We start from the raw sequence: 11,216 nt of genomic DNA on the forward strand, positions 1-11,216 counted from the left end.
TCCCCACATTGTTTGAACGCAGTACCTGCAACGCGCGGCGCAAGCCGCGCGTTGCATTGAGCAGTACCTCGCGCCGCGCGCATCGATGCGCATGCGGTTGATGCAATCGATGAACGCAGCGCGAAAATTTTTTTGAGTATTCAGCACTTTTTCTGCACGAATGCGTGCAAACAAATTTTTGTTCTGCTATACTCTTTTTCTTTCGGGGCGTAGCGCAGCCTGGTAGCGCACTTGCATGGGGTGCAAGGGGTCGCGAGTTCGAATCCCGCCGTCCCGACCAGTAGTTCCAAAGGCCGTCAGTGAGAAATCACTGACGGCCTTTTCATTTTTGCTTGCCTGTTTTTCGATGAGCATGGCGCTAGTGCGTTGCATGTGCGCGGACAAAATAAAAAGCCACCCGAAAAGGTGGCTTTGCTGCTTTTATTCAGCTTCGATATTCCAGATGGATCAGCGGGTACGGCCTGCCTTGATCGTCTAGCGGCGAACGTCCCGTGCGCTTGAATCCTATCTTTTCATAGAAGCCTACCGCCTGGCCATTTTGCTCATTGACGTCCGTGGTCATATTGGGATGGAGCGAGAGGCCGTGCCGCACCAGCGCGGCGCCTATGCCGGTTCCGCGGCAGGCGGAATCGACGAACAGCGCCTGCATGTGCCCGTTGTCGATCAGCATGAACGCCTGCGGATAGTCGTTGGCATCGACAGCCAGCCAGAGCGGCACTTGGGGGAGAAAACCGCACACCATCTCGTCAATGGCCTGGCGATCCTCGGGCGATAGAAAGCCGTGCGTGGCGTCCACCGCGTTGCGCCAGATTTCGACTACGCGTGCGCCTTCGTCGGGGCGGGAGGTTCTTATCTTCATCATCGGCGCAGCGTATTGGATTTCCTTTTGCGGCGTCAAATGGGGGGCGCGAATGGGTACACTGGGACGCCGCTTTCTGACTAGGAGTGAAAATGGCGCGAGAGAATGCCGTGAAGAACCATGCGCGTCGCCGCCTGCCCGACGGCCGCCGCTTTTGGTTCATCAGCCTGCTAGGCATTATTGTGGCCACCAGCCCGGACATCCTGAACGCACTGCGCGGGCAATTCGAAGCGGCGCAACGGTTGGTGATACCGGCGCTGCTGCTGTATTGGCTGTATCGGGGCAGTGAATGGGCGCGCTGGATTCTGATGGTCATGCTGCTCGGCATAGGGGCAATGAATCTCTATCTGGTGACAAGCTTGCTCAAGTATTCCGTCAACCTGTGGCTGCATGCCTTTGTGGCCAGCGCTGCGATGGTTATGACCGGGCTCTATCTGGCATTGGCGAAGAAAGACTTCGCGCGCTATTGCAGCCATGTGACTGTGCGAAACGCCCGCAAGGCTGCGGCGCGGCAGGCGGAACCTCGTTGAACGCCAGATTGGATACTTGAGGTGGGAGGCGCACCGGTGCTGTACGTAGTCGTGTGGAGCGTGTTGGCGGTAGCTGCGTTCGCAAGCAGCCTGTTCGTTTTGTGGACGCGGCCGTTCCAGTTCAAGGACCAGGGCGCCGGGCCAGACTATCGGCCGTCCGCCGGTGTCGCGGGGGCCTTGATGACGATCGCCATTCTTGCGTTGGTGATTGCGCTGACGGTATGACGACGAACGGCACCACACCCGGATGGTATAAGTGCACGGCAGCGCACTGACGGAGCGCTTGGCGGTCACTGATAACTCCAGGCGGTCTGCGGAATGAAAGTCATGAGAACACTTGCGGTGCTCCTATTGCTGACGCTACAGGCGACCGGGGCTGTCGCTGAAACGCAGGCGGAGGCGTCGATCGCGCGCGTGGTGCAGGGCGGCCGCTGGAACGATGGCGCGGCCAAGGGCGCGTACCGGATCGTGGTGGAAGAGGTGGGGTTCGAGCACGTCAGCTGCCGCGTCCGAATTCAATGGGTCGCTTCCGCGACCTCCGGCCGTCCCGCCAAGCTCGTTGCGGAGCAGACCTTTGCGGAACTCTCGACCACCTTCTGGAGTTGCGGGCAGGGCAAGCAGAGCGTGGTTGTTGCCGGCAATGTGCTGAAAGTGCAGGCCACGCACGCGTATTCCGGCGAGCCATGCACGTTCACGGCAAAGCTCGGCAAGCCGGGCCGATATCAATACGCAGGGTGCGGCAACGAGGAACCAGCGCCGAAGACCGGTGGCTGAAACGCTCGCTGCATCGATGCAGCGCACGCACGCTTCGGGGTTCTGCTGGCCGGCGCGCGGCTTGGTTAAGATAATGCCCACTCTTTGACATGCCTACCTGATGCCTCCATTCCAACGCACGTCCCTGCTCAAAAGAATATGCGCCAGCAAGATCACGCTCTTGCTCATCGCCTGCAGTATCGCGGTGTACTGCGTGGCGGGATTCCTGGACACGCGAGCGTTCGAGAGCCTGAGCCAAACCTCCTTCCTGATCGATTGGGGCGGCAACGTGCCGGCGTTGACCTTGTCGGGCGAGTCTTGGCGCCTGTTCACCAGCATGTTCCTGCACATCGGCTTCCTGCACCTGGCAATCAACATGCTGGCGCTATGGTCGCTGGGGATCATCCTGGAGGCGCGCATGCGCTCCTGGGTGTTCCTGGGCGTGTATCTGCTGTCGGGTCTGTGCGGCAGCCTGGTCACCGCGCTATGGCATCGCGACGAGTTTTTCCTGAGCTGCGGTGCGTCTGGCGCGATCCTGGGTATTTTCGGGGCGGCCATCGTTTACGGCCTGCATGACCGGCGCATGGGCCGGCCGCACATCCCGCCGGGCAATCTGCTGTTCAGCCTGGTGCTGACCTTCGGCGCGGGCTTTGCGTTCGACGTCGATAACGCGGCGCACCTGGGGGGCTTGCTGTCGGGGGCGCTGCTTGGGGGTATCGCGCTGTATGCCGAGCGCTTGCGGCCCATGACGGCGGGGGCGGTCCTGGCCGCCGCCGGTGCGCTCAGCTCCGTGGCGTTGGTCGCAGTGACGCTCGGCAATCATGACCGCGGCATGCAGGAACAGCTTGCCGCCGCGCAGTTCGGGCGCACGCTGGGAAAGATGGGATTGCTGGGCTCGGCCCAGGCGCTGTGGAAAGCGCCATCGTTGGATGAGTGCATCGCCGGCGCGTTGTCCGCCGCTGCGCGCGACGGATCGCAGACGCCGGATCTGCGTAGCTGTGCGAAAGCCGGCGACAGGGACCAGGCTTTGTTGGCAAGGTTCATGCCGCTGCAGTACCAAAGCTGCCAGGCGCAGATCGCAGGGTTGCGCAGACTCTACACGGGTGGCGCCATGCAAGAGGCGTTGACCGCGGCGGACCAGTACTGCGGAATTCAAACACGGATCTATGGCGCGATCTTTCAAGCAGACGGCGGCGAACTCGATCCGGAAAAGGCGCGCGAGGCGCGTTTGAAGATGAACTTCCTGCTCGACCAGAAGGGCATGTACCGCACGGATTCAGCGCCATTGCTGGCGCAGGCAAATGCCATGAAACGCATGCTCCGCCGGCCGGGCGAGCTGGCTTTGGCGATCATCGGGCGCTCGGGTTGCCCGTACTGGAGTTGCGCGAGGTAGCGCCGGCCGCAGCCTGCCGCCCTTCACACAAGACGGCGGCTAGGGTCCGCGACATGGGTCGTGACGATGTCGATAAACCGCTCGAGCGGCGCCGACTGGTTGTCGGCCCGCCAGACCAGCTCCCAATGCTGAACTACGTCCAGATCGGGCAGTTCCTTGAAGGCGACGGTCGGCGGCGCGGCGCGCGTGGCCGAGTCGGGCAGAACGGTGCAGCCCAAGCCCGCGGCGACCAGGGTGAGCATCGATCCGACATCCACGCCCTGTATCGAGGAGCGGGGCACGAATCCTGCCTTGAAAAAGCAATGGATCAGCCTGTCGTGCCAGACGGGCGCTGCATTGCGCGGCAGCCAGATGAAGTCCCGGGCGGCGAGTTCGCGCAAGGACGTCGGGCCGCCATTGTCCCAATGCCAGTCCGCAGGATAGGCGACCAGCATCTTCTCGGAGTAGATGGGGATGCCGTTGAACGCGGGATCGTCGAGCGGCCTGAACAGCGTGAATCCTGCGTCCAGCCTGCCCGTGGGCAGAAGTTCGATCTGCGCATCCGAAAGCAGATGGCTGAGCGTCAATGAGACCCCTGGGGCTTCCCGGCGGAATAACCGCAGCGCATCGGCGAGCAAGGAACGCAACGTCAGCATGACCGGCAGGGCGATGGTCAGGTGCCCGATCTCGCCGCGTCCCGCGCGCTGGGCGCGCTCCATTGCTGCGGTCGCATCGCCCAGCAGGCGGTTGGCGTCCAGGAGCAACTGCTTGCCCGCTTCGGTCAGGTGGACGCCGCGAGTGGTTCGTTCAAAAACGGCGGTGCCCAGCTCTTCTTCCAATGCCTGGATCTGGCGGGTCAATGCCGGTTGGGCGATGTGCACCGACTGAGCCGCGAGACTGATGCTGCCGCGTTCGGCGACGGCAACGAAGTAGCGCAATTGCCGCAGATCCATGGCTATACCTTATTAGTATGACGGGCATCGTTAAATAGCATTTTACGGCATGGTTACCGTGTCTCTACCATTCGGGCGGTAGTGAACATGTGTCGACAAAATCTTCAATAACGAAAACCCAAGCCCATGCCACAAGAAATCCTAGATCAATTGTCTGCGGACGCCGCCAGGTACCAGCAAATCCGCCACGATCTGCACGCGCATCCAGAATTAGGCTTCGAGGAACACCGGACGGCGGCGCTGGTTTGCGAAGAGCTGCGCCGGCTCTCCATCGGGTTCCATGCCAACATCGGCCGTACGGGCGTGGTCGGATTCATTCCAGGCCGGGAAACGAGCAGCGGGCGGGCGATAGGCCTGAGAGCGGACATGGACGCGCTCCCCATGCGCGAATGCACGGGACTCGGTTACGCGTCGGCCGATGACGGAAAGATGCATGCCTGCGGCCACGACGGCCACGTCGCCATGCTGTTGGCCGCCGCCGCTTATCTGCAGCGCACCCGCAATTTCAATGGCGGGGTCTATCTGATCTTTCAACCCGGAGAAGAGGGGCACAACGGCGGGTTGGAAATGGTCAGGGATGGACTGTTCGAGCGGTTCCCGATGCAAGAGGTATACGCGCTGCACAACTGGCCGGCACTCCCTCTGGGGACGGTATCCATTCCGATCGGGCCCGTCATGGCGGCGTCCGATCGCATCACGATCCGGATCCAGGGCAAGGGCGGCCACGGGGGGATTGCGCCTCAAAGAACGGTAGACCCGGTCCTGATCGCCGGCCACGTCATCGTTGCGGCGCACTCCATCGTGAGCCGCAGCCTGGACCCGCTGGACGCCGGCGTGCTCAGCCTGTGCGCCGTGGCGGGAGGCAATCTGGCCGGCTTCAACGTCATACCGGACGAGGTGGTGCTTACGGGCACCGCCAGATCGTTGCGGCCGGAAGTGCAGCAAGTCCTGCAGGCCCGCCTGCGCGAAACCGTGGAAAGCGTCTCGAGAGGGCTGGGCGGATCGGCGACCCTGGACTATGAGCCGAACGTGCCGGCCACGGTCAATACGGAGCCGCAGACCCGCTTGGCCAGGCTGGCGGCGCAGGACGTGGTGGGCGAACAGCATGTCGTCCGGCATCCGGTGCCCAGCCTGGGCGGGGAGGATTTCGCCTACATGCTGCGCGAGCGGCCTGGGGCGTATCTGCACCTCGGCACGGGCGATCCGGATCATGTGCACGGGCTGCACACTTCGCACTTCGATTTCAACGATGCCGCCATTCCGATTGGAAGCGCGGTCCTTTCCCGGATAGCCGAAAGAGCGCTGCCGCTGGACAACAACAACTAGGTAGCAGTTGGGAGGAGACTAGACATGGATAACACAAAAAAGAAGAGCGCCCCGCGATGGCTGCAATTGACGGCGGCGATATTTGGCAATGCGCTCGAATGGTATGACTTCGGCGTGTTCGCGGCGATGGCGTTCATCATTGCCAAGGTGTTCTTTCCGGAAGCGGGCGAACATACCGCGTTGCTGCTGACGCTGGCGACGTTCGGAGTCGGCTTCGTCACGCGCCCGATAGGCGGCATTGCTATCGGCATGTACGCGGACCGCAAAGGCAGGAAGTCCGCGCTGCAACTGATCATTGCATTGATGACGGTGTCCTTGCTCATCATGGTCTTTACGCCTTCGTACGCGACAATAGGCGTCGCCGCGCCCATCATGATCGTGCTGGCCCGCCTGATGCAGGGGATTGCAACCGGGGGTGAGTTCGCATCGTCCACTGCCTATCTCGTGGAGGCCGCGCCCAAGGACAAAAAGGGGCTCTATGGCGCGTGGCAGATGTTCGGCCAGAATCTCGCTAATCTGGGCGGCGCCGCCACGGGGTTTCTGCTGACATCAATCTTCACCGAGCAACAGTTGCTCGATGGGATGTGGCGCATTCCGTTTGTCGTGGGGCTGCTGATCGCACCGCTGGGATGGTGGATCCGGCGCTATCTGGACGAGCCCGAAGAGTCCGCGGCGTCGCTGCGCAAGGGGGAGACGGTTAGTCTGGCAGCCATGTTGGGTCGCTTTCCGCGGTCCATCGCCGCCACGCTGTGCCTGACCACGTGCGCCACGGCCTCCGTCTATACATTCATCATCTATCTGCCGACTTTTGTGACCCGCCAGTTCGGTTTCACGCTGCACGATGCCTTCACCGCGCAGGCCATCGGGCTGCTGGCGCTGATCGTCATCATTCCAATTTCCGGCGCGATTTCGGATCGCCGTGGAAGAAAACCGGTGATGCTGTCGTTTCTGCTGCCCTACGCAATATTGATGTATCCGCTGTTCTCATGGGTGCAGTCGACGCCGACCTTGCCGAATCTGATCGTCGCGTTCACCGTGCTGAGCATATTGCTGGGTGGCTTTCTCGGACCGTTTGCGACGGCGCTGGGAGAACAGTTTCCGACGAACGTGCGCTCGGCCGGGTTGGCGGTTTGCTACAACGTCGCCGTCATGATTTTTGGCGGATTCGCCCAGTTCATCGTCACCTGGCTGATCCAGGCCACGGGGATATCACTGGCGCCCGTGTTCTACAGCCTTGCCGGCGGCGCGCTCGGTGTGCTGGGCTGCCTGTTGATACGGCCTGCCGATGAGGCCAGGCAGGCGCCTCAGGCGTTGCCGGGACGGATGGCGCAGCGCCGATCAGTGGCGTGATAGGCCGCGCATAGACAGCAAGAAACGGGACGACAAGGCGCGCTCGCATTTATAGGATGCAGGCATTATTCATGCCTGGAGGTGACGCCGATGTCTTTGATTCTTGCTGGAAAAGTTGCTTTGGTGACAGGTGCGTCATCGGGTATCGGACGCGCGACAGCGTTGCTGCTGGCGGCCCAGGGCGCGGCGCTGGTGCTGACCGCGAGACGCCGTGAACTTCTGGATCAAGTGGCGGGCGAGATCAGAAGCGCCGGTGGGCGGGCCTGCGTTTCGGCCGGCGATGTCGCCAGGCCGGAAACGCACAGGCAAGCGGTGCAAGCTGCGCAACGCGAATTCGGCGGCCTGGATATCGCGGTAAACAATGCCGGCACCATCGGCCCTGTCAAGCCGCTGGCGGAAGTCGCCCTGGACGAGTGGGAGTGCACGTTGAGCGTCAATCTCACCGCGGCATTCCTGGGCGCGCGCCACCAGATCCCGGCCATGCTGGAGCGGGGTGGCGGCGCGCTGGTCTTCGTGTCCAGCTTTGTGGGGACTAGCGTGGGCTTGCCCGGGATGGCAGCATACGGGACGTCGAAAGCCGCGCTGATGGGATTGGTCAAGGGCATCACGGCAGACTACGGCGCACAAGGCATCCGGGCCAATGCGCTGTTGCCCGGCGGTGTGGACACGGAAATGGCCGGAAACCAGGAACAGAAAGACTGGGCTGCCAAGCTGCATGCCATGAAGCGTATTGCGCGCGCTGATGAAATTGCTTCGGCTGCGCTGTTTCTGGCGAGTCCGATGGCAAGCTTCGTGACGGGATCCGCGCTTTACGCGGACGGCGGCAATTCGGCGGTGAAGTGAGCGCGCGGCCGACAGGCCGCGCCCCGGCGTCGGGTCCACTCAATCGCGCAGGACCGGCGCGTCGTCCGCAATATCTTCCCGACGCGAGAACAGGCCCAAGGCTTCCTTGAGATCGACGCCCAAAGGCCCGAGGCTGGCGTCCAACGCCGCGGCATTGCGCGCCAGTTCATCACGGCCGGGCAGCTCGCCATTGACCGCCATGATGACGCGATTGCCCGTCTGCAGATTGAAGAATGCTCCAAACACCGCCGCGTAGGTCGCCGACTCGCGCGCGTAAAGCTGGCTCTCGGTGAAGGTGTTGGCCACCGCCACGCCGCCCGGCGCGAGGATGCCGCGCACGTGTTGCAGGAACTCCAGCGTCATCAGGTGTTCGGGGATGTAGTCGACGTCGAAGGCATCCAGCATCACCATGTCGTACTGCAGACCTTCGCGATGGGCGCGTTCGATGTAGGCGCGGCCATCTTCCAGGTAGAGGCGCTGCCTGGGGCCCTGCTGGTAGCCGAAGTAGCGCGCCGCAACCTTGCCTACCGCCGGATCGATTTCCACGGTATCGATGACGGTATCGGGCAGCAGCGCGGCCAAGGTCTTTTGCAGCGTGGCGCCGCCCAATCCGACGATCAGTATGTTCCGCGGCTTGGGATTGATGTAGAGCGCGGTCATCATCATGCGCGTGTAGGAAAACACCAACTGCCCGGGATGCTCCAGGCTCATGCAGGTCTGGCGGCCGACGTCGTGCATGGAGTTGAAGTTCATGCAGCGCTCGCCGTTTTCCTCGAACACGAGCAGTTTGCCGAACTGCGAATCTTCGCTATGAATCAGTTGCGGGCCGCCGTTGCCACGTAGCAGCAGCAATGCCGAACCGGCAATGAGGAGTACGAGAACGGTGCGGATAGCAAGACGGAGCATGGAGCGGCAGCGGCAAGAGGGGACGCATCATCTTATCGTGCCTCTGAGCGGTCGCGCGGCTGCTCGACGTATGCGCGGGCCCGCAAGACCCATTAGTTCCTTGGGGACGGGAAAAATCAACTATCGTTTTTTTTGAAAATTTCGTTCGATATATTTCATTTCCTTAAATGCTCGGCTCTCCTTAGAATTTTGCTCGAAACGGGACGCATAGATTCCCGTCCAGAAAATCAGAGGAGACCCGCATGTTCTACGATCCCGTTCCCAGGATTCAGGCCAAGGTCCACGCCCGGCTGCCCGACGAGCTGAAGTGGCAAGGCCAGGACCTGAACGAGTGGGTCGCCGGCCAGCCGCAGGGCAATCCGCCGCGCTCGCTGCTGGAAGGGCCGTCCTTCGGGCCGGACGGCTTGCTGTATTGCGTGGACGTCATCAACGGCCGCGTCCTGCGCGTCGATGCGCGCGGCGAATTCGAGCCGCTGGTGCAATACGACGGCTGGCCCAACGGCCTCAAGTTCCACCGCGACGGCCGCATCTTCATCGCCGACTACAAGCACGGCATCATGCAGTTCGACCTCGAGCGCCGCGAGGTGCGCCCGGTGCTGGAGCGCTACAACATCGAGCGCTTCAAGGGCGTCAACGACCTGTTCTTCTCGGAGGCGGGAGATCTCTATTTCACCGACCAGGGCATGACCGGCTGGCAGGATCCGACCGGGCGCCTGTTCCGTTTGCGGCCGGACGGGCAGCTGGATTGCCTGCTCGACTGCATACCCAGCCCCAACGGCCTGGTCATGGATCTGCACGAGCACGCGCTGTATGTCGCGGCGACGCGGGCCAATGCCATCTGGAAGGTGCCGCTGTTGCGCAACGGCCAGGTCGGCAAGGTCGGCACCTTCATCCAGATGTCGGGCGGCGGCGGGCCGGACGGCCTGGCGCTGGATGCGCAGGGCGGCCTGTGCATCGCCCACGTGGGGCTGGGCACCGTCTGGTGCATGGATGCGCTGGGCCAGCCGGCTCTACGCATCCAGTCTCCCGAGGGGCTGCACACCACCAACCTGGCCTTCGGCGGACCCGCGGGCCGCACGCTCTACATCACCGAGTCCAGTTCGGCCAGCATCCTGCGCGTCGACCTCGACGTGGCGGGCAAGCCCATGTATCTGCCGGCGCCGCAGGCCCTCTGAGTAAGACATTCTCCAACTACCAAAAGGACAGAACAGATGGATCAGGCAATTGTGCTGGGCGCGGGCACCATGGGGGCCGACGTCGCCGCCGGTTTTCATGCGGCGGGCTGGCGCGTGTGGCTGGTGGAGCCCGATGCGGCCGCGCGCGCAGCCGCGACACAGCGCGTGAACGCGTCCAGCGAAATGATCGGCGGCCAGGCCGACGCCGAGCGCATCGCGACCAGCGCAACCATGGAGGAAATCGACTGGAGCGATACGCGCATCGTGGTCGAGTGCGTGCCGGAACTGCTGGCAACCAAGCGCGCGGTGTTCGCCCGGCTGGAACAGCTGGCGCCTGCCTCCATTCCCTTGACCAGCAATTCGTCGAGCTTTCCGATCAGTGCCATCGGCGAGGGCTTGCAGACCCGCGCGCGCATGGTGGGCCTGCACTACTTCATGCCCGCCCACCTGGTGCCCGCCGTGGAAGTGATACGCGGCGAGGCGACCGATGAGGCCATGGCCCAGGAAGTCAGCCGCATCATGCGCGATACCGGCAAGAAGCCGGTGCAGGTCAAGCGCGACGTGCCGGGATTCCTTGCCAACCGCATCCAGCACGCGCTGATGCGCGAGGCGATCGCGCTGGTCGAGGAAGGCTTCGCGTCCGCCGAGGACGTGGACACTGCCGTGCGTTACGGGTTCGGGTTCCGCTACATCGCGGCCGGCCCGCTGCTGCAGAAGGATCTGGCCGGCATCGACATCCATTGCGCGGCGGCCGCGACCATGTATCCGCACCTGCGTACGGACGACCGGCCCAGCGCTCTCATGCGCGAGCTGGTCGAGCAGGGCAACATAGGCGTCAAGTCGCCTTCCCTGAAGGGCTTCTATCAATGGACGCCGGACCGCGTCGCCCAGGAGCAGCGGCGCTACCAGGTCGCCTTGGGCAAGGCCATGCAGATCTTGAAGGATGAGGAAGCGCTGGCCTAATGCAGGCTGTCGCGGGTCTGAACTGACCACCGAAAGTTGGACGTGAATCCAGCTTTCGGGGGCACGTCATCATCAGCGGGGCGGCAGGGCTTCGAGCTTGCGGATGTTGGGGTTCTTTAGCCGCCGAGGCTGCCCTGCGCCATTCCGATGCTCGCCCCGGTGGGGCTGCGCTTCGGATGGCTCCGG

General features: G+C 62.9%; 12 protein-coding genes and 1 tRNA gene. 10 read left to right on the forward strand and 3 right to left on the reverse strand.

From position 1 onward, the window contains the following. Positions 1-203: 203 nt before the first annotated feature. A tRNA-Pro gene (locus AC3WOB_RS30730) sits at positions 204-280 on the forward strand. Between the two features lie 144 nt (positions 281-424). Here AC3WOB_RS30730 and AC3WOB_RS30735 read toward each other — a convergent pair. Beyond that, on the reverse strand, positions 425-862 hold the full coding sequence (locus AC3WOB_RS30735; protein WP_492277151.1) for an acetyltransferase: 438 nt from the start codon (positions 860-862) through the stop codon (positions 425-427). 89 nt (positions 863-951) lie between these two features. Here AC3WOB_RS30735 and AC3WOB_RS30740 point away from each other — a divergent pair, with 89 nt between their 5' ends. From AC3WOB_RS30740 to AC3WOB_RS30755, 4 genes are all read left to right on the forward strand, one after another. Further along, positions 952-1,389, forward strand: coding sequence for a hypothetical protein (locus tag AC3WOB_RS30740; RefSeq protein WP_492277142.1), 438 nt, complete (start codon positions 952-954; stop codon positions 1,387-1,389). Between the two features lie 36 nt (positions 1,390-1,425). Next, positions 1,426-1,614, forward strand: a complete 189-nt coding sequence (locus AC3WOB_RS30745; protein WP_013392925.1) for a hypothetical protein — start codon at positions 1,426-1,428, stop codon at positions 1,612-1,614. 102 nt (positions 1,615-1,716) lie between these two features. After that, positions 1,717-2,163, forward strand: a complete 447-nt coding sequence (locus AC3WOB_RS30750) for a hypothetical protein (RefSeq protein ID WP_492277143.1) — start codon at positions 1,717-1,719, stop codon at positions 2,161-2,163. Positions 2,164-2,263: 100 nt separating this feature from the next. Further along, on the forward strand, positions 2,264-3,535 hold the full coding sequence (locus AC3WOB_RS30755; protein WP_492277144.1) for a rhomboid family intramembrane serine protease: 1,272 nt from the start codon (positions 2,264-2,266) through the stop codon (positions 3,533-3,535). 23 nt (positions 3,536-3,558) lie between these two features. Here the strand turns inward: AC3WOB_RS30755 and AC3WOB_RS30760 are convergent, their stop codons facing one another. Continuing rightward, complete coding sequence (locus tag AC3WOB_RS30760; RefSeq protein ID WP_492277145.1) at positions 3,559-4,467, reverse strand: LysR family transcriptional regulator; 909 nt, start codon at positions 4,465-4,467, stop codon at positions 3,559-3,561. 126 nt (positions 4,468-4,593) lie between these two features. Here AC3WOB_RS30760 and AC3WOB_RS30765 point away from each other — a divergent pair, with 126 nt between their 5' ends. The 3 genes from AC3WOB_RS30765 to AC3WOB_RS30775 all read left to right on the forward strand — a co-directional run bounded on the left by AC3WOB_RS30765 (position 4,594) and on the right by AC3WOB_RS30775 (position 7,986). Further along, positions 4,594-5,793, forward strand: coding sequence for an amidohydrolase (locus tag AC3WOB_RS30765; RefSeq protein ID WP_492277146.1), 1,200 nt, complete (start codon positions 4,594-4,596; stop codon positions 5,791-5,793). A gap of 24 nt (positions 5,794-5,817) precedes the next feature. After that, positions 5,818-7,143, forward strand: coding sequence for an MFS transporter (locus AC3WOB_RS30770; protein WP_492277147.1), 1,326 nt, complete (start codon positions 5,818-5,820; stop codon positions 7,141-7,143). Positions 7,144-7,233: 90 nt separating this feature from the next. Then, on the forward strand, positions 7,234-7,986 hold the full coding sequence (locus AC3WOB_RS30775) for an SDR family oxidoreductase (RefSeq protein ID WP_492277148.1): 753 nt from the start codon (positions 7,234-7,236) through the stop codon (positions 7,984-7,986). A 39-nt stretch (positions 7,987-8,025) separates the two neighbouring features. Here the strand turns inward: AC3WOB_RS30775 and AC3WOB_RS30780 are convergent, their stop codons facing one another. Further along, positions 8,026-8,838 carry a spermidine synthase gene (locus AC3WOB_RS30780; protein WP_492277149.1) on the reverse strand — a complete coding sequence of 271 codons (813 nt, stop codon included), beginning with the start codon at positions 8,836-8,838 and terminating at the stop codon, positions 8,026-8,028. A gap of 296 nt (positions 8,839-9,134) precedes the next feature. Here AC3WOB_RS30780 and AC3WOB_RS30785 point away from each other — a divergent pair, with 296 nt between their 5' ends. Next, the gene (locus tag AC3WOB_RS30785) at positions 9,135-10,067 is read left to right on the forward strand and encodes an SMP-30/gluconolactonase/LRE family protein (RefSeq protein WP_013392930.1); all 933 of its coding nucleotides are present in this window, start codon (positions 9,135-9,137) and stop codon (positions 10,065-10,067) included. 36 nt (positions 10,068-10,103) lie between these two features. After that, positions 10,104-11,030, forward strand: coding sequence for a 3-hydroxyacyl-CoA dehydrogenase family protein (locus AC3WOB_RS30790; RefSeq protein WP_013392931.1), 927 nt, complete (start codon positions 10,104-10,106; stop codon positions 11,028-11,030). Positions 11,031-11,216: the final 186 nt, after the last annotated feature.

The organism is Achromobacter sp. FW305-C-30-7, assembly GCF_058783105.1.